Source organism: Dolichospermum sp. UHCC 0259, assembly GCF_009711935.1.
Taxonomy (GTDB): domain Bacteria; phylum Cyanobacteriota; class Cyanobacteriia; order Cyanobacteriales; family Nostocaceae; genus Dolichospermum.
This window is the reverse complement of record NZ_VIKX01000110.1, coordinates 1-23,283: the sequence shown is the minus strand read 5'-3', so window position 1 is coordinate 23,283 and position 23,283 is coordinate 1. Positions and strand designations below refer to the sequence as shown.

Sequence of the window (23,283 nt, the reverse complement as noted above, 5' to 3'; positions counted from 1 at the left end):
TCTCTACTTAAATTAAGATAATTTTATCTTATTTTTTTCAAAATGAGAATTGCTGGGGTTTTGTACCACAGGTGGACAAGATATGGGAATGCACGTTGTTTGCGCTCAAGTTACAGAGGAATTTTTGCAATATACTAAATCCCAAGGCAATGATTTGAGTACACCTGCACCTTATTTTAGTTTTCCTGGCTTAAAACCCGGTGATTGTTGGTGTTTATGCGCTGCAAGATGGCAAGAAGCACTAGAAGCTGGTGTAGCGCCTCCAGTGGTTTTAGAAGCCACTCATGCTAGGGCTTTGGAAGCTTGTAATTTAGCAGATTTGCAAAAATATCGAGTAATTCGTAATTAGGAAAATGGGTAATAATTATTAGCAAATATAGCAATAGTATATGAATTTTGAAAAAATCTGGGTAGCCAGTAGCCAGGGAATAAATTCCCTGTCTCAAAGCTGAAGTCGGTTAAAACCGACTGTTTTTAGAGTGCGTTTTAACGCACTTTAGCTATTAGCCCGGAAATTGATTTCCGGGCGGGTGTGGAATCTAAAAGAGTTATTTACTGCTTTTACTGACTTAGGAGCGTTCTAAAAGATCCTTTAAGTCTTTTTTTGCTTCCTGGGTAAATTTAAAACTAGCTAGATTAGTCAAAATACTTAAAGGTACGTTAATTCGGTCTGATTCTATCTTATTAAATAATAATAAAACAACCATCATTAACGTCACCATTGTAGATAGAGTGGTAATACTAACGCCTAAGTAAAAAGTCACTTGTGCGTTATGAACTAACAAATCTACAATTTGATTTTGCTTTTCTGGGGTAATTTGAAGCCGTGAATCTTTTGGGGATTTTTTAAACGACGGAAACATAACTATTAACTCCTATTTTTTGTAGTTCTTTCAGTTCGTTTTTGAACTTACTAACATAGTAAGAATTTCATTAAAAATTATAAAGATGAAAAAAGGGTTTTCTTCGTGAAAAATTTTTCCCAAATTTTAGGGAGTTTAGGGAAATATCAATACCCCAAATTCCCTAGACAGCAATAATCTATATTTGCTATAGTCTAAAAAATCAATCTACCACCAATACATATTTATGAATAAACTGGGAAAAGTACAAGCTAGTGATTCGGGAAAAGCTAAACTCAAAGAAGCATATAAAAAAGTAGGTTTTACTATAGAAACTCTAGCAACGACAGCAAACGCTAGTCAAGACCAAATTAAATATTTAATAGGACAGCAAACCCAAAAAGTAACAGCAGTTGATAGATACGTTATAGAAAATGTTGTAAATGCTATAAATGAAGGAATTAAAAAAAATGATATAGATGAAATACTAACACCATCAGATATAGTTGATGATTGGTTTCCACCACTAATAGCAACAGAATTTCAAACCGTAATTGCAGATAAAACTCAAATATTTTGCGGTCGAAAATTTGTATTTAATGCCATTAACCAGTTTATCGAAAATCACAAAAGTGGATATTTTACCATCCTTGGTGATGCGGGAATGGGTAAAAGTGCCATAGCTGCAAAATATATAGTAGATAATCCCGGAACAATTTGCTTTTTTAATATTCGTGCTGATGGTAAAAATCGTCCCGATGTATTTTTGAGATTAATTCTTCAACAATTAACCCAAAGATTTGATTTGCCAAATGTAGAAAATGATGATTTATCAACTTTATTAATTAAAGCTAGTCAAAAATTGTCTGATTTTGAAAATTTAGTAATTGTCATTGATGCTTTGGATGAAGTTGATCAAGAAGATAATGGAAATATATTAAATTTACCAATGTATTTACCGGAAAATATTTACTTGATTCTCACCAGAAGACCTTATAATTTAGATGATAAAAGATTAACTCTTTCCCCAAATACTAAGTATGCAGAATTGGATTTAAGGCAATATCAAGAAAATAGTAAGGATGATGTAAAAGCCTATATTTTAGAATTTCTCGGTTTAGAAAAATATAAAGCAGGTTTAGAAAAGTGGATTAATCAACAAAATGATTTGAGTAAACCAAAATTTGTAGATACTATCGCTGCTAAAAGTGAAAATAATTTCATGTATTTACGCTATGTGTTAGAAGCAATTGCTGATGGATTTTATCAGGATGAAAGACTAGAACAATTACCCGCAGGGTTACAGGGATATTATGAGAGTCATTGGCGGATTATGGGGATGACTAATAGACCCTTACCCAAGGATAAAATTAAAATTATTTATGTGATGTGTGCTTTAGAAAGTGCCATATCCCGTGAAATGATTGTGAAATATTCCCAGGAAGATGATCTCACAGTGCAAGATGTTCTCAAAGATTGGACACAGTTTTTACAGGAACAAAAAACCTATCAACCGTCCCGTTATCGCTTTTATCATGAGAGTTTCCGCGATTTTTTACAACGTCAGGATATTGTCGAAGCTGCGCGGGTGAGTTTACCAGAAATCAGCGCGGAAGTTGCTAATAATATGGGTGAGGGATTAACACTATGAGTAACTTTCACACTTGGTTTAATGGAAAGTCAGAGGAAGAAAAAGAACAGTTTTTAGGTGAATATCCTCGCTTATTATTAGATGGTAAAGAATATACAAAACTGTGTAAATTATTATCCAACTACTACTTTATCGAAGCGAAAATTAATCATCCCTTATTTGGAGTGCAAGCACTGATTGAAGATTATGATTTATTAGATACTTTAGAAATAAAAAATAATTTAAAGTATGCGGAAACTGTCAAAACATTAAAATTAATTCCAGATACTTTTTTGAGAGCAGGACATATTATTGATCAAGATTTAAAACAACTCAAGGGACAGTTATCAGCACGACTAACATATTTTGATTTACCGGAAGTTAAAAATTTATTAGCACAAATCGTCACAGATAAAAATATAGGTTTATATAGTTTAATAGGTAGTCTCACACCACCTGGTGGTGGTGGATTAATTCGCCCTCTGACAGGTCATAGTCGGTTAGTGAGAGTAATAGCAGTGACACCGGATGGAAAAACCGTCATTTCTGGTTCAGATGACAAGACTCTCAAAATTTGGGATTTGCAGACAGGAAGAGTAAAGTTCACCTTTCCTTCAGAACGCTACGCTAACACTGGTCATAGTTCCTTGGTAACTGCGATCGCAGTGACACCGGATGGAAAAACCGTTATTTCTGGTTCATTGGACAAGACTATTAAAATCTGGGATTTGGGAACAGGAAAAGAAAAGTTTACTCTAACAGGACATAGTGACTGGATAAGAGTGATTGCACTTACACCGGATGGAAAAACCGTTATTTCTGGTTCAGATGACAAGACTCTCAAAATCTGGGATTTGGGAACAGGAAAAGAAAAGTTTACTCTAACAGGACATAGTGACTGGATAAGAGTGATTGCACTTACACCGGATGGAAAAACCGTTATTTCTGGTTCATCTGACGAAACTATCAAAACCTGGGATTTGGAAACAGGGAAAAAAAAGTTCACTTTAACAGGTCATAGTGACTGGGTAAGAGTGATAGCAGTGACACCGGATGGAAAAACGGTGATTTCTGGTTCATCTGACGAGACTATCAAAACCTGGGATTTGGAAACAGGGAAAAAAAAGTTCACTTTAACAGGTCATAGTCGCTCGGTAACAGCGATCGTAGTGACACCGGATGGAAAAACCGTCATTTCTGGTTCATTTGACGAGGCTATCAAAATCTGGAATTTGGAAACAAGGAAAGAAAAGTTCACTTTAACAGGTCATAGTGACTGGGTAAGAGCGATTGCAGTGACACCGGATGGAAAAACGGTGATTTCTGGTTCAGATGACAAGACTATCAAAATTTGGGATTTGGGAACAGGTAAAGACAACTTCACCCTCACAGGTCATAGTCGCTTGGTAACAGCGATCGCAGTGACACCGGATGGAAAAACCGTGATTTCTGGTTCAGATGACAGGACTATCAAAATCTGGGATTTGGGAACAGGTAAAGACAACTTCACTCTTCTTTCAGAACGCTACGCTAACACTGGTCATAATCGCTCGGTAAGAGCGATCGTAGTGACACCGGATGGAAAAACCGTGATTTCTGGTTCAAATGACAAGACTATCAAAATCTGGGATCTGGAAACAGGGAAAGAAAAGTTCACTCTAAGAGGTCATAGTCGCTCGGTAAGAGCGATTGCACTGACACCGGATGGAAAAACGGTGATTTCTGGTTCAGATGACAAGACTATCAAAATTTGGGATTTGGGAACAGGTAAAGAAAAGTTCACCTTTCCTTCAGAAGGCTACGCTAACACTGGTCATAGTAACTCGGTAAATGCGATCGCACTCACACCCGATGGAAGAACCCTGATTTCTGGTTCAGATGACAAGACTATCAAAATCTGGGATTTGGTCACAGGAACAAAAAAGTTCACCCTTAAAGGCCATAGCTACTCAGTAAATGCGATCGCACTGACACCGGATGGGAAAACCGTTATTTCTGGTTCCGATGACAAGACTATCAAAATTTGGGATTTGGGAACAGGTAAAGAAAAGTTCACCGTAAGAGGTCATAGTAACTCAGTAAATGCGATCGCACTGACACCGGATGGAAAAACTGTTATTTCTGGTTCTGATGACAACACTATCAAAATCTGGGATCTAGCAACCAGAAAGGAAATAGCAACTTTCACAGGAGAAAGTTCGATAACTTGCTGTGCGGTTGCTGCTGATGGCGTGACAATTGTTGCAGGGGAATCATCAGGAAGGTTACATTTTCTGTGTCTGCAAGGAAGGCGACAGATGAATAGTTTATCTTTCTCTGCTTCAGCAAAGAGTGAAAATTTTGTTGGTCGTGATTTTGTCTTCACTGCAATTAATAATTTTCTCCACCGTTACCCCAAGGGTTATTTCACCATTGTGGGTGTTCCCGGTAGCGGTAAAAGTGCCATTCTTGCCCAATTTGTGCGCCAAAATCCCCATACTATTTATTACAATGCCCAAATTGCCGGTAAAAATCGAGTTGAGGCATTTTTTCCAGAGGTTTGTACACAGTTAAATTTATTGTTAGAGAATTTATCTAGCACCCCTCCCCAACCCTCCCCGCAAACGATGACAGAGACAGGATTTATCAATGCAAATGAGGGAAGTTGGTTATTTTCTAGTTTATTGCAACAAGTCAGCGAGAAATTACCAGATCAGAAAATAATTATTGTCATTGATGGTTTGGATGGAATTGATCTAAATAGTCAAGCTGTAGGCACGAATTTATTTTATCTACCGCGATATTTACCCGATCAAGTTTATTTTATTTTCGCTCGTCGTCCCTATCAAAAATCTCATTCTGGTTTGTTAATTGAAGCACCTTCACAGATTTTAGATTTAGCAGATTATCCAGTGGAAAATCGGCAGGATATTAAAGCATATATTCAGAGAAACCTAACCCCCCTAGATCAAGAATTTTCTAACTCCCCTCTCCTCGCAGGAGAGTGGCTGGGGGAGATGTTTAACGAAAATGAAGATAATTTTATGTATGTGCAGCAAGTTTTAAAAGCTATAGCTGATGGTTTTTATGCTGCAAATAATTTTGAGCAAATTCCCCCAGATTTAGAAACCTATTATCAACAACATTGGCAAAAGATGCAAGGTGAGGGTTTATCTGATGTTGCTATAGATATATTGCGGGTTTTGACTGCTGAAGAAACTCCAGCGATGTCAACGGTAGCTATCAGCCAAATTATCAATGCTGATGTTTTTGATGTGGCGGAAATTATGGAAACTTGGTTAGAATTTCTGCAAGAAATACACAAAGGTAAAGAAACTCAATATCAATTATATCATCATAGTTTTCGGTTATATCTTCATGATTACAGCAATTTGTGTAACAGGGCTATTTAATTCTAAATAGTTGCTTGAGTGTGCTAAGACCAAAACACGCAAATCTTTGTGCTTGAGCCAATAAGATTTGAAATTGTTAATCAAACAATCAAAATTGCCCAAAATGAAGAAATAAAAGATTTATAAGGTCTAAAGATGGAAGATTGGGAAGAGCCGACAGGAAATAAATAAAAAATTGCTATAATCGTACAAATAACCTAAATACCTGCTTTATCAACATTATGAGGAATAAATAACTATGTCTCAACCAAATTTAATCAATAAACCTGAAGTCAGCAACATTGCTGAAGAAAATTGTCTAACAGAAATTTTAGGAGAAATACAAGCAACACCTAAAGAATATTGGCAGAACTTACTACAAATAATGCGCGTCTTTCGAGAAAGCGTTACTTTTAAAACCGAGTTATTAAACCATGATCAACAAGAAATAGATGCACAACAGCAACAAATTTTAAATCAACAATCTCAAGCACTCAAACAATTAACAAAAGAATGGATAGAAGAAGGAGAACTAGAAGATCAAACAGAAACTTGGGAATATTTGCGTCAAGAAATTGATGAAAATCCCTTTTAAACCTGATATAAATTCCCATGAATAAATTAATTTTACTCGATACCAATATTTTAGGAATGGTAACAAATCCTAAAAGCATTAATTTAATTTGTGTAGGTTGGGTAGAACGAAGTGAAACCCGACATTAGCGTGAGGATAGCAAGAGGTGTTGGGTTATGGCTAATGCCACGCTCCGCGAACGTTCCTCAACCCAACCTACAACTATAAGTAAACAAATTACCCAACGTTGCTGTAGTCCAGCCTTAGCACCAGTAAAGTCAGCATCTTTAAGGATAGCGTTGGTAAAATTTGCACCTCTAGTATCAGCTTTGCTAAAGTTAGCTTCTATCAGGTTTTGACCGTTAAAAGAGCGTCTTTGGAGATTTTGACCGGAATAGTCTGGCGGCATAATTGCGTCAGCAAGAGATTATCTATTAGATTTTATACTTATTTATGGGTATTATTCCCAGTTTTGGTTAAATTTTATTAAATTTGGCTTTTCTTAATATAAGTAAATATTTTTAAACTAAATTAAAATGAGGGTTAACTTGTTTAGGGCTGATGATTTGATATATTAAATAAAATAGCAGATAATGAAAATATGCAAAGTATCAAAATTCATTCCTACGTAGGTAAAGATGGGATGCTTCATTTAGATATTCCTCTGGAAATGAGAGAAACAGAATTAGAAGTAACAGTAACATTTGAAGTTGTTAATCAAACAATCAAAATTGCCCAAAAGAAAGAAATAAAAGATTTAGAATGGCATAATTTTATTAATAGAACTTATGGCTGTTTAGCAGACGAACCAATTATTAGATATCCTCAAGGTGAATATGAAGAAAGAGAAGCAATAGAATGATTTACCGATAGGATTATTGCAGGAGGTTAGAAATCATTATGACAACACATCAACCAATAGTCATTACCAATGATAATCTTTACGATCAAGATTTTTATCTGTGGATAGAAACAATATCTAAACAATTAAAAGCAGGGAAATTTGCAGAAATTGATTTAGCAAATCTGATAGAAGAAATTGAAAGCATGGGAAAAAGTGAAAAACGGGAGTTAAAGAGCCGTTTAATTGTGCTATTAATGCACTTACTAAAATGGCAATATCAACCTGAAAAACGTAGTGAAAGCTGGCGCAGTACGATTACAGAACAACGTATTTGTATTGAATTATTATTAGAAGATAGTCCTAGTTTGCAACCTCTACTTATAGAAATATTTGCAGATTGTCATGAAAAAGCTCGTTTAAAAGCATCTGAAGAAACAGGAATTAAATTAAACTTTTTTCCTAAAGAATCTCCTTTTACTTTAGCAGAAACCCTGAAAAATTACTTTTTGAATAATTAAATTATATCAATTTTCATGTTTATTTGTTCATATTTCAGTCTCTGTTTTAGGGAAAGTTAAGGCTTTTATTCCAGTAATTCTCAGCCTGTGACTCCTAAATTAACTTATTTTCCGTAGTGTAGAGGATGTCGTGTGAAGTTATCTATAAAATTGTGTATGTCTAAACTAGATAGGAAATCGAAATTATGAAAATTAATTTACAACTAGCGCTTAATGATGCTGGTATAGATGCAAACCAAACTAGCACTCAACGTCAATTAGTAGTTTCCGTTTCTGCTGGTGGTGAAACTGTGGATCGGAATGTGCCTTTGAATTTATGCTTGATTCTTGATCATAGCGGTTCAATGCAAGGGAAATCTCTAGAAACGGTGAAAAATGCCGCTTGTTTGTTAGTAGATCGTCTGAGTCCTGAAGATCGTCTCAGTGTGGTTGTTTTTGACCACAGGGCTAAGGTTTTAGTCCCCAATCAATTAATTACCGATCGCCAACATATCAAAAAGCAAATTAAACAACTTACCGCTGATGGGGGAACTGCTATTGATGAGGGTTTACGGTTGGGAATTGAGGAATTGGGCAAAGGTAAACATGATACCGTTTCTCAAGCATTTTTACTGACTGATGGGGAAAATGAGCATGGTGATAACGATCGCTGTGTGAAGTTTGCCCAATTAGCCGCCAGCTATAATTTGACTCTGAATACATTGGGATTTGGTGACAATTGGAATGATAAGGTTTTAGAAAAAATCGCTGATGCTGGTATGGGTACGATGTCTTATATTCAACACCCAGATCAGGCTGTATCGGAATTTGGTCGCTTGTTTAGTCGAATGCAAACAGTGGGGTTGACCAATGCTCAACTATTATTATCTTTAATGCCTAATGTCCGACTGGCAGAACTCAAACCCATTGCCCAAGTTTGCCCGGATACCATTGAGTTACCAGTACAACCCGAAAGCGATGGCCGCTTGGTGGTGAGATTGGGCGATTTAATGAAAGACTCCGAACGGGTAGTTTTAGTTAATATTTATGTAGGACAGTTGCCAGAAGGTAAACAGGCGATCGCTAATGTTCAAGTCCGCTACGATGACCCCGCCCATAACCAAATCGGGCTATACTCCCCCAATCTACCAATTTATGCTCATGTCACCAGGGAATACCAACCAGCACCAAATCCCCAGGTACAACAGTCGGTTTTAGCTTTAGCCAAATATCGTCAAACCCAGTTAGCCGAAACGAAATTACAGCAGGGTGATCGGGCTGGTGCAGCAACGATGTTACAAACGGCGGCCAAAACTGCTTTGCAAATGGGCGATGCTAGTGCTGCAACGGTATTGCAAGTTTCCGCTACCCGCCTACAAGCTGGGGAAGAGTTATCAGAAAGCGATCGCAAAAAAACCAGAATTGTCTCAAAAACTGTTTTGCAAGATGCTTCCCCTCAATGAAAGTTCAACTAACATCGGCTCTAAATGATACCAACGTTGATGCCGCCCAACAAAGCAATCAACGTCAACTCTCCATTTCTATTTCCGCCATTCCGGCTGAATTTGAACAAAGTTTACCCTTGAATCTCTGCTTGATTCTCGATCAAAGTGGTTCTATGTCCGGTGAACCGATGAATATCGTCATTCAAGCAGTTGAGGAATTATTGGATCAATTAAAAGTCGGTGACAGGATTTCCATCATCGGTTTTGCTGGCACTTCTGGGGTCATTATCCCCAACCAAATCGTTCAAGATATCGAAAGCATCAAAACCCAGCTAAAAGCCAATCTAAAGGCTGCTGGTGGCACTGTTATCGCCGAAGGTTTATCTCTCGGCATTACAGAACTACTCAAAGGCACAAAAGGGGCAGTTTCCCAAGCCTTCTTACTCACAGATGGTCATGGGGATAACGGGTTACAGATTTGGAAATGGCAAATTGGCCCAAATGACAATAAACGTTGTTTGCAACTTGCCAAAAAAGCCGCCAAACTCAACCTGACAATTAACACTCTGGGTTTTGGTGATGACTGGAATCCAGATTTGTTGGAAAAGATTGCTGATGCTGGGGGTGGGACTCTAGCTTATATTGAGAACCCAGAACAAGCTGTAACCCAATTTGCGCGGCTGTTTCGGCGAGTACAGTCGGTGGGATTAACAAATGCCCATTTACTTCTATCTTTAGTCCCTGCTGTCCGTTTGGCGGAACTCAAACCTGTTGCCCAAGTTGTTCCCGATACCATTGAATTACCAGTCGAAACCGATGCTAATGGGACTTTGGTGGTGCGGTTAGGGGACTTGATGAAGGATGGCGAACGGGTTGTTTTAGCGAATATTTATCTGGGACAATTACCAGAAGGGAAACAAGTCATTGGCCATATCCAAATTCGCTATGATGACCCATCGTTGAATAAGGAGGGTTTACTTTCTCCCTTAGTACCAATATATGCCAATTTTACCAAGAGTTATGAACCTGCTCTCAATTCCCAGGTGCTAAACTCGATTCTGCTGTTGGCTAAATATCGGCAAACTCAATTAGCTGAGGCAAAATTAGAACAGGGCGATCGCCTTGGTGCTGCGACAATGTTACAAACTGCTGCTAATACCGCCTTACAAATCGGTGATACCTGTGCAGCAACTGTGTTACAAGTTTCGGCAACTCGCTTACAAACCGGTGAAGAGTTATCGGAGGGCGATCGCCGGAAGACAAGAATGGCATCCAAGACTATTTTGAAAGAATAGTTGTAACCTGAGTTCGGTGTTAGGAGTTCGGAGGTTCTCCCTTGGAGACGCTACGCGAACGGAGTTATGATTTTTTCAACGAGAGAATAAGGGTTTGAGACTCATACTTGGGGAGAATTTTCCGCAAATTATCTTATGTCGAACTCAGGTAGTTGTAGGGTAGGTCTTTTGGCCTACCTTATCCAATTTTTGGCAATTTTAGAGCGATCTGCTTGCAGCAGCGCTTTGCGATCGCAAAAAAACCAGTATAAACACATCCGCCATATCAGATTTTATTGAATTTGTACACACCTAATAGGAAGATGAATAGGAGTAATTTAAGGTTTAAAGTATCTATATATGGTAAACACCTGGTATATATGAAGGCTTGGCTAACACCCAGGCTTTTTTTATATTTAAGTTAATTTATATAACTTCATATAGATTAATATTTGTAACGCCAATATGTGTCTTTGTCTTTATCTATCATAATTAGAGCAATTTGTACACATTCCATAGGAAGATGATATGTGAATAGAGTAGCACTAAATTAATTGAGTACGTTGTTAAGCACAGCAATTATGGAGGTTTGGTTATAGCACCAAACCTTTTTTTTCGCTTCTCAAATTTGAGATGAGTAGGTCGGTCAAATTGATTATATAAATGATTTGGATTTGATGTAGGGGTAGCGCCCCCGTGCCTACCCCGATTATTTGGGGCAACCACAGGGGGTTTGCCCCTACGTAATTCATTGGTTTAGGTATTTTCAAAATAGCAAGCCATTTTTACTCCTGAGTTATTATTGTGTGTTGATATACCCAACAAAATTAAAAAATATTTGCAGTTATACTAAAGCCCATAAAGTCTTGACAAAACATAGAAATAATGTGCTAGTATAGACTATGTTGATAAATATACCAGCCCAAAATACACATCAGTATACCAAATAGATTAATTAGATTAAAAGGATTATGGGATGCCGACTGAAAATTTTTTTAAGTGATGAAGAAAAGTTAACTTTAGAAGAGTTGAGAAAGGCTAAGGATGTTCCTCAGCGGACAAAAGACCGCGCTCAAGTTCTACTGTTGAATGTTCGGGGATTAAATAACGAACAAATTGCTCAAGGCTTAAACTGGGCAGTTTCTACAGTCCGTCAGACCCTACATCGTTGGCAAAAGATGGGTTTAGTCGGATTATGGGATGCTCCAGGTCGAGGTGGAAAACCCCGCTATTCAGAAAATGATTTAGAGTACCTAGAAAACTGTCTATTTGAAGAACCTCAGACTTATAACTCTAAACAACTAGCCAAAAAATTAGCATCTGAGCGACAAGTTTACTTGAGTCCAGACCGACTCCGCAGAGTTCTTAAAGCCAGAGGCAAGGTCATTAATACACGAGTAGGGGAGTAGGGGAGTAGGGGAGTAGGGGAGAAGATTTTTCCTACTGACCAATGACCAATGACCAATGACCAATGCCCAATGACAACTAAGTATTTATTTCTAAAAAATAGGGTATTTTAATTACAAAAAAGAGGTGAAAAAGCGAAAAAATCCTGAAATCTATATAAATTAATAGTTTCATCTATCCACTTCGGGCTACAACGCCTTAGAATGATTCATTGAAAAGTCAAGTCAATCGTATTTGCAGCGGTTTTGAGTGTAAATACTCTCAAGGAACGATTTTTGTATTTCTACAAACAGAGATTTAGGTAAAGATGCTTTAATGGTGCATCCTGAGAAATAATCTCTGATAAAACTTTAGGAGTTTGATATGAACAAGGGCGAATTAGTTGATGCAGTAGCTGAAAAGGCTAACGTTACCAAGAAACAGGCTGACCAAGTTTTGAGCGCTGCTATCGAAACTATTGTGGAAGCGGTTTCTTCTGGTGATAAAGTGACATTGGTGGGATTTGGTTCGTTTGAATCACGGGAACGCAAAGCCCGTGAAGGACGTAACCCCAAAACGAATGAAAAAATGGAAATTCCCGCTACCAGAGTTCCCGCTTTTTCTGCTGGAAAACTTTTTAGAGAAAGAGTAGCACCCCCAAAAGAGCCTAAAGAATAAGTTCGGTTATAGGAAAGATATTTTTGATGCCACAACAAGCACACGGGGGAAATTTAGCTTGGGCAGCAGCACTGGCTGGCTGTTCCCCTGATGCTATTGTGGATTTTTCTGCCAGTATCAGCCCGTTGGGACCACCAAAGAGTGTGATTACGGCGATTGTGTCTCAACTGAGTAATTTGAGGAATTATCCTGACCCAGAGTATGGTGAATTACGACTTGCTCTGAGTCATTTTCATCAATTACCTACTGAGTGGATTTTGCCGGGTAATGGTTCGGCAGAATTATTAACTCTGGTGGGTAGAGAATTAGCACAATTAGCAGCAACGGTTGTACTAACTCCAGCTTTTGGCGACTATTACCGCACTCTTGCGGTTGATAATGCTAAAGTTCTGGAGTTTCCTGTGGATTTGGCAAGGGGGAAGGGGAATATTTCTCTATTGCCAGATTTCGGACTGGAGACTTCAGGTTTTGGGTTGTTGCTGAATAATCCTCATAATCCTACGGGAAAGTTATTTTCACGGGAGTCTATTTTACCGTATTTGGAAAAGTTTGCTTTGGTGGTGATAGATGAAGCGTTTATGGATTTTTTGCCACCGGCAGCGGAACAAAGTTTAATTGGGTTGGTGCAAGAATACGAGAATTTGGTGATTTTACGATCGCTCACCAAATTTTACAGTTTACCAGGGCTAAGATTAGGATATGCGATCGCTCACCCTCAACGTTTAGCTCAGTGGAAATTATGGCGAGATCCTTGGCCTGTAAATACTTTAGCAGCAGCCGCAGCGATCGCCGCCCTCGAAGATACAGAATTTCAAAATCTCACCTGGAAATGGCTACCAGAGGCGAGAAACCAACTATTTCAAGGTCTAGCCTCAATTCCTGGTTTAACCCCCCTAGAAGGCTCTGTTAACTACCTATTGGTACAATCTCAACGACCTACTTCCCAGTTACAACAGAATTTGCTTCGGCAACACCAGATTTTAATTCGTGATTGTTTAAGTTTTAAAGAATTAGGCGATCGCTTTTTCCGCGTCTCAGTCCGTACTGAATCTGACAACCAACGCCTATTAACGGCACTTAGGAGTCAGGGGAGCAGGGGAGCAGGGGAGCAGGGGAGCAGGGGAGTAGGGGAGTAGGGGAGTAGGGGAGTAGGGGAGTAGGGGAGCAGGGGAGCAGAGGAGCAGGGGAGTAGGGGAGTAGGGGAGCAGGGGAGCAGAGGAGCAGGGGAGCAGAGGAGCAGAGGAGTAGAGGAGTAGAGGAGTAGGGTAGTAGGGGAGCAGAGGAGAAAATTATCCAATGACAACTGACCAATGACAACTGACAACTGACAACTGACAACTGACAACTGACAACTGACCAATGACCAATGACAAACATTGATTACGATATCGTTATTATTGGTGGCAGTATTACTGGATACAAAGCCGCTTTAATTGCTACCCAGCTACACGCTAAAGTTGCCTTGATTGTTAGCGCGGATTTTTCTGCTAACTATAATTTAAATTATCAATACATACTTAGTGAAATTAGTCAAACTACTCAGAAATATTATAATTTAGCAAATCTAGGGATTTACGAAAAAAATATTCAATTAAATCCAGAATCTTTAAATTTAAACCAAGGATTGTTTTATGCAAATGCTATTTCAAAAAATCTTAATCAAATAAATTCTCTGGAGAATTTAGCTGCTCAAGGAGTTGATATTATTGTTGGTAATGGTCAATTTCAATCTTCTGGTAAATTAAGTTTTACAGTTAACGAAAGAAGGTTATATAGTCGTACTTACTTACTTGCTAATGGTTCTCGTCCATTAATTCCCAATATTTCAGGATTAGATACTATTCAATATCTGACTTTAGCTAATATTTGGCAATCTTTAGAAAAAAACAGATTACCTGAAAATTGGGTGATTATTGGTGGTGTTCCTCAAAGTCTAGAAATTGCCCAAGTTTTAGCCAGATGCGGTTGTCAAGTCACACTAATAGTTAAATATTCTAGCATTTTGCCTAATCTTGATGCAGAAATAGCCCAATTATTAACAGCACAATTGGAAATTGATGGTGTACGGATTTTAACACAAACTCAAGTTACTCAAGTCCGACAAATAGATCACAAAAAATGGGTACAAGCTGGAAATCAAGCCATTGAAACCGATGAAATTTTCATTTGTGCTGGACAACAGCCAAATTTAGAATCTTTGAATTTACCAGCAGTCGGAGTAAAATGGCATCAACACCATTTGGTTGTCAATGAAAAATTACAAACTACAAATCATCGGATTTATGCTTGTGGTGATGTGCTAGGTGGTTATGATATTCAAAATATTGGTAATTATGAAGCTCATATTGCTGTCAAAAATGCTTTATTTTTTCCCAGACTAAAAGTTAATTATGAATTTGTTCCTTGGGGAATATATTCTCAGCCAAAAGTAGCACAAGTTGGGTTAACAGAAAAACAAGCTAAAAATCAATATTCTCAAAAGCAAGTTTTAGTTTTTAAGCAATATTTTAAAACGGCTACAGCCGCACAAATACAAGGAGAAATTACAGGTATTTGTAAATTATTAGTTTTAGAAAATGGGAAAATTTTAGGATGTTCTATATTAGGAATAGCAGCAGAAGAATTAATTAATTTAATTAGTTTAGCAATTTCACAAAATATTAAAATTCAACATTTAGCTAAATTATCACTTATTTATCCCAGTTTTTCCGAAATTATCATCGAAACAGCGCGAGAATGGCATAGACAGAGAATTAACCACAATCGTACCTTTACAGAATTGTTACTAAGTTTTTTTAATTATCGTCGTGATTGGAATTTATAGTAGATTATGCTTGAGTATAGCGAGGATGATTAAGTTACAGCGTTGAAAATTTTTGCTTAAGCAATCAGACTAGCCATAAATTCTGTGAACAGTTACGCAAAATGCCTCATATTACTCTTACAGACATTAACTTAGAAGCGACGATAGCAAAGCTTTCCAAAGGAATCGCTCGTTATCCTTTGATTATAGAGCCAACTGCTCATGTGGTGGAAGCGATCGCTTTAATGAGCGCGGGTGGTAAAATTTGCTCCTTTAGCTGTGAGGTTGACAGCGAAATAGAAGTGATGATGTCCCATGCTCAAAATAGTTGTGTGCTTGTAGTAGAAGATAATCAGTTGGTAGGAATTGTTACCGAACGTGATCTAGTGAGATTGAGGGCAACAGCAACTAATTTAACGGATATACTCATTGCGGAAGTGATGATTTCTCCTGTTTTGAGCTTGGAAATTACAAAATTTACAAATATTTTTGTAGCACTGGAAATTTTTCAACGCCATCAAATTCGCCATTTGCCCCTAGTAGATGAACAGGGAGCAGTAGTAGGATTACTGACCCATGACAGTTTGCGGCAACTATTACGCCCCGTTGATTTATTGCATCTGCGGGTAGCATCCGAAGTGATGACGACCCAAGTAATTCACGCTCAACCGACGGCGACAATATTGGAACTAACCCAATTAATGGCGGAACATCGGGTCAGTTCAGTGGTAATTGTGGAGACTGGGGAACATGGACTAATTCCCCTGGGAATTGTGACGGAGCGAGATATTGTTCAGTTTTTGGCTTTAGAGCTAGATTTTACGGCAATACAGGCACAGGTGGTTATGAGTACCCCTGTGTTTGCTTTGCAGGGAAATATGTCCCTGTGGTCAGTGCGGACGTTGATGCAAGAACGACAAATTAATCGAATTGTGGTCATAGATGCAGAGGGTAGGTTATTGGGGATTGTTACCCAAACCAGTCTGTTAAATGTTCTCAATCCGACGGAAATCTACCGCATGGTAGAAACCCTAGAAGAAAAAGTATCTCAATTAGAATGTGAGAAACTGGAGTTGTTAAAAGTCCGCAATATGGCACTCGAAACTCAAGTGCAAGAACGGACTGCTGCTTTAAAGATGCAGGTACAACGGGAAAAATTATTGGCTAAGATTTCCATTCAACTGCGATCTTCCTTTGATTTACAGGAAATTCTCAAAACAACAGTTACAGAAGTGCGGGGATTTTTAAAATGCGATCGCCTGTTAGTTTATCAGTTTGCATCAGATTTTAGTGGGATCGTTGTCGCTGAATCTGTTGGTGCAGGTTGGGCTATATCTATCAATGATCATATTGAAGACTCCTGTTTTCAACAGCAAGCAGCAGCATTATATGGCGCAGGGCGAACAATTGCGATTAATAATATTAATGAAGCCGGTTATCCAGAATGTTATCTGCAACTATTGGAGACCTATCAGGTAAAAGCCAATCTAATTGTGCCAATTTTGGTTTCGGGACAATTGTGGGGACTGTTAATTGGCCATCACTGTGCAGATTATCGCACTTGGAATCCTGATGATTTGACATTATTAGATGAAATAGCTGTGCAATTAGCGATCGCTATTCAGCAAGCCACCGCCCATCAAATAGCCCAAGCCGAAATTATAGAACGACAAAAGGCCGAATTAGCCTTAAAAGCCAGTGAAGCCCGATTAGCAGAAGCTCAACGAGTCGCTCAAATTGGCAATTGGGAATTAGAGATAGCAACTAATAAAATTACTTGGTCTGCGGAATTATTTAGAATTTTAAACCGTGATCCTGCCCTGGGCGAACCTAGTTATCTAGAAAATTTACATATATACCATCCAGAAGACGCAGATAAACTTCATGTAGCAATAACGAGGTCAATTTTTCATGGAGAACCCTATCAACTAATGCTGAGAATTTGCCAACCAGATGGTTATTGTCAGTTTGTAGAAGCGATCGCTAGAGCCGAAATTGATCCTCAAGGACAAACAAAACGGTTGTTTGGCACAATCCAGGACGTTACCTTGCGTGTGCAGACAGAAACAGCTTTAGCCGAGTTAAATCAAAAATTAGAAATTAAAGTTGCCGAACGAACCGCAGCCCTACAAGAAAGTCAACAATTTATTGAACAAATTGCTAATGCCTCTCCGAATATTCTCTATGTCTATGATGTCCAAGAGGGATGTAATGTCTACGTCAACCGCGAAATTAGCACTATCTTAGGTTATACTCCCGAAGAAATTCAAGCCATGAAATCGGACTTTTTCAAAAAAGTCATTCATCCCGATGATCTGCTTCGAGTCCCAGCCCAATATGAACTATTTAATACTGCCCAAGATGGGGAAATTTTTGAATTTGAATATCGGACGCAACACGCCAATGGTGAGTGGCGTTGGCTGTATAGTCGGGATTCAGTATTTAAACGCGATGAAAATGGCAAAGTTAAACAAACTATTGGCACAGCAGAAGACATTACAGATCGTAAACTAGCAGAAGCAGCATTAAAAGCTAGTGAACAACGCTATTTAACCCTAGCAGCCGCAGCCCCTGTGGGGATATTTCGGACTGATGCCCAAGGATGTTGTCTATATGTTAATGAACGCTGGTGTGAATTAGCAGGGATGAGTTATGAATCTGCTTTAGGCTATGGATGGGAAACTGGACTGCACCCTGAAGATCGCCCAGCGATCGCTGCTAAATGGTATCATTGCGCTCAAACTGGCGAGATGTTTTGTTTAGAATATCGCTTTCAACGGCCTGACGGTAAAACATATTGGGTATTTGGCCAGTCTGTAGAAGAAAAGGACGCAAATGGTACAGTAATCGGCTACGTTGGCACTGTTACTGATATTAACGAACGCAAACGCTTAGAGAAAGAACAAGAGCGACTACTTGCTCTCCTCGAAGCTTCCACCGATTACATTGGCATATCAGACGCAGCAGGTAATATTCTCTGGAATAATACTGAATTAAAAAAACTTCGGGGTCTAGCTCATGATGCACCTGTTCAACATCACAAAATAGCCGATTATCATCCCCAATGGGCTGTAGAAGTAGTTATGCAGCAGGGATTACCAAGTGCGATCGCTAACGGTACTTGGGTAGGAGAAACAGCATTATTAGATCTCCAAGGTGAAGAAATTCCTGCATCTCAACTGATTATTGCCCATAAATCTCCTCAAGGAGAAATAGAATTTTTCTCAACTATTCTCCGCGATATGCGGGTTCGCAAAGAATACGAACAAAGATTAGAACGTTCCAATGCTGAACTTACCCGTGCTACCCGTCTCAAAGACGAATTCCTCGCTAACATGAGTCACGAACTCCGCACACCTCTGAACGCCATTTTGGGGATGTCGGAAACTTTACAGGAAGAAATTTTTGGGGTACTCAATGAACGTCAGCAGAAACTAATTGCTACCATTGAAAGCAGTGGACAACACTTACTGGAATTAATTAATGATATTCTCGATGTCTCCAAAATTGAAGCCGGCAAACTAGAACTCGACATGACTCCTGTTTCCGTCATCCAACTTTGCAAGTCCAGTCTAGCCTTTGTTAAACAACAGGCGATCGAGAAAAGTATTAAACTCACAAGTGACTTGCAACCAAACTTAGGAGAAATTATTGTTGATGAACGACGAATGCGGCAAGTTTTAATTAACTTACTTAATAATGCCGTCAAATTTACTCCCAACGGTGGACAAGTAATCCTGCGTGTTTATCTAGAATATTTGGAAGTCCTGCCACTAGATGAAGATGATTCTCCCACCGAGTCAGAATTTCTCTATTCTCTTTGCTTTTCCATCATTGACACAGGTATTGGTATTGCGCCAGAAGATCAAGAGAAACTCTTTCAAGCCTTTATGCAAATTGATAGCAGCCTCAATCGTAAGTATGCAGGTACAGGTTTAGGACTAACTTTAGTTAAACAAATAGTTGAACTACATGGTGCTTCCATTACTGTCACCAGCGAATTAGATCAAGGTAGCTGTTTTACTGTCCGTTTACCCTACATTTGCAAACAGCCAGTCGCCTCTATTCTCCCATCTACTGATATTTATACTGAAGAAAAATCTGTAATTGTCCCACCCAAACCACTCACCAATCGGCCATTAATCCTCATCGCCGAGGATAATCAAACCAACGTTGATACCATCTGGGATTATCTGGAAGCTTGCGGCTATGATCTCATCTTAGCTACCAATGGACATGAGGCGATCGCTATGACTATCACCCACAGTCCTAACATAATTCTCATGGACATCCAAATGCCAGAAATGGACGGTTTAGAAGCCATGCGTCAAATTCGTGCCAATCCCCCATTAGCCTCAATTCCCATTATTGCCCTCACCGCCCTAGCCATGTCTGGTGATCAGGAAAAATGTCTCCAAGCAGGCGCTAACGAGTATTTAAGTAAACCCATAAAACTAAAACAGCTTGTAGAAATGATCAAAAAAATGCTTTAAGAGGAGTCAGGAGTCAGGAGTCAGGAGTCAGAAGGAAGAAAGAAGAAATAAGAAGGAAGAAGGAAGAAGGAAGAAGGAAGAATAAAATTACCTAATCACAACTGACAACTGACAACTGACAATTGACAACTGACCAATCACCTATTCTTCCTTTGTCCTTTTTCTGATAAAGAAACACTACCAATTCCTTGCAAAATACCTCTACCAACTAAACCTAAACCTCTACCAACTATTTGAGTAAGCACAAAAACAATTCCAGTTCCTAAAAACCCTACCAACGATTGGATACGTGGAGAAATAGCATCCCGAAATTCCAGCATTAATGTTACCCCTAAAGGAATACCGGAAAGTTGAGCTAATTCTTGATTTCGAGGAGCATAAATTGATATTTTCGTAATTCCCCGCGAGGAAAAAATAAATAACTCATAGCGACTTTCAAAAATAGTCTGTGCTTCAATTATATATTGACGTAATTGATATTTCCAAGATAAATTATTTCGGAATTTCTCAATTTCTCTAGTAGAAATAATTTGCCAATTATAAAAATTTTGTTTAATACTTTCTTCATCTGCCAAGTTATTTAGTAAGGGTTGAATTACAGCATTAGCTATATGAATCAATAAATTTTCTAAAATTAATAATGCTTGAGATTGAGATTCTTTAGTTCCTGCTGGGTAAGAAACATTATCAATATATAAATCTGTCAGTAACAGTAAATACGACAATAAATCAAATAATAACGGAACTTTATTAATAATTTCTGTTTGCAAATCTGTAGTTTTATCTAATAAAAAATTGACTAAATTTATTTCTTGTTTATCTAAAGTAATTCGAGAATAATTACCAAAAAATTCTGTAATAGCAAATTTCCACAAATCTAGGCAAATCTGACTTTGTAAATCAAATAGCTGATTTTTATCAAAATTAAAAGTATGTATTTCTTCCATTTGGGTAAAAAATTTCCTTAGAATAATATAAAGCAACTCTCGCTTTTTATTTTCTCGGAGAATATCAATTTCTAAAGGGGTATTAGTGAGATTTTCTAAAGAAAATTGCAATTTATTTAAACATAAAGTCAACAATTCAGATTGCAGTTGTCGAGAACTAACTATAGGTGGTATATTAATCAATGGTTGGACATCTGTATCCAATTTGATAATATGATTTTGATTCTGAATATTTAAGGATAGTAATTGGTTTTCTTGTAGTGGTTTTTGTCTTTCTTTTGGTACTGTTAATAAGTGATTAACAACCCAGCGAGCGGCTCGAAGTTCGCGTCTTTCTCCTGCTAAAATTGCTTTATCTAATAAAGGTATTCCTGGTATTTTTAATTTTTCTGTAACTCGATTAATAGCTTGATCAATATTATTAATTCCTGAATTTTGTAAATTATTTCGCAACTTAGCAAATGGCAAAGGAGAATTAATAATTACTGGTTCTGTGAACCAATAATAACCACCATTAGCTACTTCTTGAAGAATAGGAACTAATTGAGAAATTGATATCCCTTTGGGACAATAACCATTTATTCCTATTGCTTTTGCTGCAATGAGAATTTCTGGTTGAGATTTTGAACTTAAAAGTAATATAGGTATGTGGGGATATAAGGCTTTTAGTTGTTTACAGAACTGCAAACCCAATTGTTCATTCTCTAATTCTAAAATGATTAATTTAATTGGCTGAGAATTTACTTCCGCTAAAACCTGTAAAGCTGCGGTATCTGTGGCAACGTCTGCTATAACCTGTAAATTAGGAATAGCTTCCAGTGTTACCTTTAGTCCTAAGCGGAAAATTGGATCTGGGTCAATTAATAAGAATAGTAATAGGCGATCGCTCATTTTGACAAGAGATTTGATTCCTGATTTTTTAGGCTAGTTTAAATTCTCAATTCCTAATCACTGATTGTGTCACGATAACCATAAAAGTTAATAGTATATTCAGAAATCTTAATCCCTGTTTGCGCTTCTACTTGACGTAACAACTCTTCAGGTAATTCTATCTGCACATCTAAAATCTGATTTGTATCTATACAGTTAACATGACTATGGGAATCACTATTATTTCCATATAATCGTCCATCACCATGTTCAATACACTCTATAATACTTTGGCTAGATAAAGCTTCTAGATTTTGATATACCGAAGTATGTCCAATTTCTTTACCTTCTTTATTGAGTCGATCATAAATCTCCCTAGCAGAAATATGCTCTTTCGCTTGCCAAAGCAACTCCAGTATAAAGCGTCGCTGACGACTGACACGCATTCCCAAGATTTGACACCTATCCAAAGCATCTTCTAAGGAACGAATAGGTTTAAGAGAACTTCCTTGCTTGTACATATTTCAGATTGTGAATTCTAGAAACTGGAAATCAATTCAAAATACCCTCACCACAGGAATCACTCCCGCAAAATTCAAGAAAACTTTGCCTTTTGCCTGTTTGCTAACTCAATAATATTCTGAATCTAAAACAAACTCATAACAACTTTATCTTAAAATTCCTCTCAATGTCTACCTCAAGTGGTTAAAAACTGTTACTGTGGATTCTCAACACTGTTGAGTAAGTAAGTAGCTATCAGTCCATGACAATCACAATCACCCTCAACAACAACTCTATTTATAGTTTAGATGTATCACCTGCCTTAATGGTGATTGAACCACTGCTGCAAGCAGGAAATATTTCCTCCTATGAACAGCAACTACGGCTAGAAATTAATTATGAACAGGAAGAAAATGATCCACGGGAGTTATCGGAAATTCCAGAGGTAAGACTATGGTTTGTGCGTCTTGATGCTCAGTATCCTTGGCTACCATTTTTACTAGACTGGAAAGCTGGAGAATTATCTAGATACGCAGCAATGTTAGTACCTCATCAGTTTAGTTCTAAAGAAGGTATCCAGTACAACCCCGAAGCCTTAGAAATATTTTTGATGCACAAAATCTTTATTTTAAGTGATTGGTTGTACAAACAAGACATTGTTAGCCCATCTCGACTCAAATCCTTAGCGCAAATTCTGGGTTATGAATTAGATGATGCTTTCTTTGAAATGATTGAAAAAACTAATTAGGGTTTGCTGAACAAGTTATCTGTAAGGGCTAGGAGTCAGGAGTCAGGAGTCAGGAGTCAGGAGGAAGAATTAGAAGGAGATAAGAATAGTCTCCAATCTGAAAAAGTGATAGCTAAATGAATAGTTTCAAAACTTATTCCTTGCACATTATTCACGTTTTATCCCTTTCAATTCATTGATTTATCAAGGTTTTCGGTTTATGTGGCGTGAGCTACGCTATCAGCAAGCCCTAATTAATTCGGAAAGGGAACAGTGAACAAGGAACAGGGAAAAAATTTACTCCTTCTTCCTTCTTCCTTCTTCCTTCTTCCTTCTTCCTAACTCCTAACTCCTAACTCCTAACTCCTGACTCTACCCCTGTTAAGGTGTACTAAAAATAT

17 protein-coding genes and 1 pseudogene are annotated in these 23,283 nt (G+C 38.0%); 14 read left to right on the top strand and 4 right to left on the bottom strand.

Features of this window, described 5'->3' with window-relative positions; all coding sequences use genetic code 11:
• The first annotated feature begins 49 nt into the window (after nucleotides 1-49).
• Nucleotides 50-349 (top strand): DUF2237 family protein, encoded by a 300-nt coding sequence (locus FJR05_RS08740; RefSeq protein WP_256376183.1) that lies wholly within the window; start codon nucleotides 50-52, stop codon nucleotides 347-349.
• Between the two features lie 220 nt (nucleotides 350-569).
• Here the strand turns inward: FJR05_RS08740 and FJR05_RS08735 are convergent, their stop codons facing one another.
• Nucleotides 570-863, bottom strand: a complete 294-nt coding sequence (locus FJR05_RS08735) for a hypothetical protein (protein WP_168643740.1) — start codon at nucleotides 861-863, stop codon at nucleotides 570-572.
• Between the two features lie 226 nt (nucleotides 864-1,089).
• Between FJR05_RS08735 and FJR05_RS08730 the strand changes: the two genes are divergently transcribed.
• The 3 genes from FJR05_RS08730 to FJR05_RS08715 all read left to right on the top strand — a co-directional run bounded on the left by FJR05_RS08730 (nucleotide 1,090) and on the right by FJR05_RS08715 (nucleotide 6,438).
• Nucleotides 1,090-2,493: an ATP-binding protein gene (locus FJR05_RS08730; RefSeq protein ID WP_168643739.1), complete on the top strand. Its 1,404-nt coding sequence runs from the start codon at nucleotides 1,090-1,092 to the stop codon at nucleotides 2,491-2,493.
• A complete protein-coding gene (locus FJR05_RS08725; RefSeq protein ID WP_254446873.1) occupies nucleotides 2,490-5,864 on the top strand; it encodes a PQQ-binding-like beta-propeller repeat protein in 3,375 nt (1,124 codons plus the stop codon). Before FJR05_RS08730 ends, FJR05_RS08725 begins: the two co-directional genes overlap by 4 nt.
• Nucleotides 5,865-6,102: 238 nt before the next feature.
• Complete coding sequence (locus FJR05_RS08715; RefSeq protein WP_168643738.1) at nucleotides 6,103-6,438, top strand: hypothetical protein; 336 nt, start codon at nucleotides 6,103-6,105, stop codon at nucleotides 6,436-6,438.
• A 199-nt stretch (nucleotides 6,439-6,637) separates the two neighbouring features.
• Here FJR05_RS08715 and FJR05_RS08705 read toward each other — a convergent pair.
• Nucleotides 6,638-6,826 (bottom strand): annotated as a pseudogene (locus tag FJR05_RS08705) (pentapeptide repeat-containing protein); the annotation flags it as partial.
• 192 nt (nucleotides 6,827-7,018) lie between these two features.
• Here FJR05_RS08705 and FJR05_RS08700 point away from each other — a divergent pair.
• The 9 genes from FJR05_RS08700 (at nucleotide 7,019) to FJR05_RS08660 (ending at nucleotide 19,837) form a co-directional block, all read left to right on the top strand.
• Nucleotides 7,019-7,279 (top strand): hypothetical protein, encoded by a 261-nt coding sequence (locus tag FJR05_RS08700; protein WP_168643736.1) that lies wholly within the window; start codon nucleotides 7,019-7,021, stop codon nucleotides 7,277-7,279.
• A 38-nt stretch (nucleotides 7,280-7,317) separates the two neighbouring features.
• A complete protein-coding gene (locus FJR05_RS08695) occupies nucleotides 7,318-7,779 on the top strand; it encodes a DUF29 domain-containing protein (protein ID WP_168643735.1) in 462 nt (153 codons plus the stop codon).
• Nucleotides 7,780-7,964: 185 nt separating this feature from the next.
• On the top strand, nucleotides 7,965-9,221 hold the full coding sequence (locus FJR05_RS08690) for a VWA domain-containing protein (protein ID WP_168643734.1): 1,257 nt from the start codon (nucleotides 7,965-7,967) through the stop codon (nucleotides 9,219-9,221).
• Nucleotides 9,218-10,498, top strand: a complete 1,281-nt coding sequence (locus tag FJR05_RS08685; protein ID WP_168643733.1) for a VWA domain-containing protein — start codon at nucleotides 9,218-9,220, stop codon at nucleotides 10,496-10,498. Before FJR05_RS08690 ends, FJR05_RS08685 begins: the two co-directional genes overlap by 4 nt.
• A 950-nt stretch (nucleotides 10,499-11,448) precedes the next feature.
• Entirely contained in the window at nucleotides 11,449-11,886 is a 438-nt protein-coding gene (locus FJR05_RS08680) for a helix-turn-helix domain-containing protein (protein WP_168643732.1), read from the top strand.
• A gap of 361 nt (nucleotides 11,887-12,247) precedes the next feature.
• A complete protein-coding gene (locus FJR05_RS08675; RefSeq protein WP_027401744.1) occupies nucleotides 12,248-12,541 on the top strand; it encodes an HU family DNA-binding protein in 294 nt (97 codons plus the stop codon).
• Between the two features lie 26 nt (nucleotides 12,542-12,567).
• On the top strand, nucleotides 12,568-13,677 hold the full coding sequence (gene cobD / locus FJR05_RS08670) for a threonine-phosphate decarboxylase CobD (protein ID WP_168643731.1): 1,110 nt from the start codon (nucleotides 12,568-12,570) through the stop codon (nucleotides 13,675-13,677).
• A 230-nt stretch (nucleotides 13,678-13,907) separates the two neighbouring features.
• Entirely contained in the window at nucleotides 13,908-15,365 is a 1,458-nt protein-coding gene (locus FJR05_RS08665; RefSeq protein ID WP_168643730.1) for an NAD(P)/FAD-dependent oxidoreductase, read from the top strand.
• 101 nt (nucleotides 15,366-15,466) lie between these two features.
• Complete coding sequence (locus FJR05_RS08660; RefSeq protein ID WP_168643729.1) at nucleotides 15,467-19,837, top strand: PAS domain-containing protein; 4,371 nt, start codon at nucleotides 15,467-15,469, stop codon at nucleotides 19,835-19,837.
• A gap of 137 nt (nucleotides 19,838-19,974) precedes the next feature.
• Here the strand turns inward: FJR05_RS08660 and FJR05_RS08655 are convergent, their stop codons facing one another.
• Both FJR05_RS08655 and FJR05_RS08650 read right to left on the bottom strand, forming a co-directional pair.
• A complete protein-coding gene (locus FJR05_RS08655) occupies nucleotides 19,975-21,675 on the bottom strand; it encodes a DUF3685 domain-containing protein (protein ID WP_168643728.1) in 1,701 nt (566 codons plus the stop codon).
• A gap of 53 nt (nucleotides 21,676-21,728) precedes the next feature.
• Nucleotides 21,729-22,175, bottom strand: coding sequence for a Fur family transcriptional regulator (locus FJR05_RS08650; RefSeq protein ID WP_168643727.1), 447 nt, complete (start codon nucleotides 22,173-22,175; stop codon nucleotides 21,729-21,731).
• A 242-nt stretch (nucleotides 22,176-22,417) separates the two neighbouring features.
• On the opposite strand from FJR05_RS08650, the gene FJR05_RS08645 reads away from it, so the two are divergent.
• Entirely contained in the window at nucleotides 22,418-22,903 is a 486-nt protein-coding gene (locus tag FJR05_RS08645; protein WP_168643726.1) for a CRR6 family NdhI maturation factor, read from the top strand.
• Nucleotides 22,904-23,283: the final 380 nt, after the last annotated feature.

What these genes read in the sequence shown, in the direction of transcription:
- FJR05_RS08735 (WP_168643740.1), bottom strand. Translation starts at nt 863, where the DNA reads ATGTTTCCGTCGTTTAAAAAATCCCCAAAAGATTCACGGCTTCAAATT.
- FJR05_RS08730 (WP_168643739.1), top strand. Translation starts at nt 1,090, where the DNA reads ATGAATAAACTGGGAAAAGTACAAGCTAGTGATTCGGGAAAAGCTAAA.
- FJR05_RS08725 (WP_254446873.1), top strand. Translation starts at nt 2,490, where the DNA reads ATGAGTAACTTTCACACTTGGTTTAATGGAAAGTCAGAGGAAGAAAAA.
- FJR05_RS08715 (WP_168643738.1), top strand. Translation starts at nt 6,103, where the DNA reads ATGTCTCAACCAAATTTAATCAATAAACCTGAAGTCAGCAACATTGCT.
- FJR05_RS08700 (WP_168643736.1), top strand. Translation starts at nt 7,019, where the DNA reads ATGCAAAGTATCAAAATTCATTCCTACGTAGGTAAAGATGGGATGCTT.
- FJR05_RS08695 (WP_168643735.1), top strand. Translation starts at nt 7,318, where the DNA reads ATGACAACACATCAACCAATAGTCATTACCAATGATAATCTTTACGAT.
- FJR05_RS08690 (WP_168643734.1), top strand. Translation starts at nt 7,965, where the DNA reads ATGAAAATTAATTTACAACTAGCGCTTAATGATGCTGGTATAGATGCA.
- FJR05_RS08685 (WP_168643733.1), top strand. Translation starts at nt 9,218, where the DNA reads ATGAAAGTTCAACTAACATCGGCTCTAAATGATACCAACGTTGATGCC.
- FJR05_RS08680 (WP_168643732.1), top strand. Translation starts at nt 11,449, where the DNA reads ATGGGATGCCGACTGAAAATTTTTTTAAGTGATGAAGAAAAGTTAACT.
- FJR05_RS08675 (WP_027401744.1), top strand. Translation starts at nt 12,248, where the DNA reads ATGAACAAGGGCGAATTAGTTGATGCAGTAGCTGAAAAGGCTAACGTT.
- cobD (WP_168643731.1), top strand. Translation starts at nt 12,568, where the DNA reads ATGCCACAACAAGCACACGGGGGAAATTTAGCTTGGGCAGCAGCACTG.
- FJR05_RS08665 (WP_168643730.1), top strand. Translation starts at nt 13,908, where the DNA reads ATGACAAACATTGATTACGATATCGTTATTATTGGTGGCAGTATTACT.
- FJR05_RS08660 (WP_168643729.1), top strand. Translation starts at nt 15,467, where the DNA reads ATGCCTCATATTACTCTTACAGACATTAACTTAGAAGCGACGATAGCA.
- FJR05_RS08655 (WP_168643728.1), bottom strand. Translation starts at nt 21,675, where the DNA reads ATGAGCGATCGCCTATTACTATTCTTATTAATTGACCCAGATCCAATT.
- FJR05_RS08650 (WP_168643727.1), bottom strand. Translation starts at nt 22,175, where the DNA reads ATGTACAAGCAAGGAAGTTCTCTTAAACCTATTCGTTCCTTAGAAGAT.
- FJR05_RS08645 (WP_168643726.1), top strand. Translation starts at nt 22,418, where the DNA reads ATGACAATCACAATCACCCTCAACAACAACTCTATTTATAGTTTAGAT.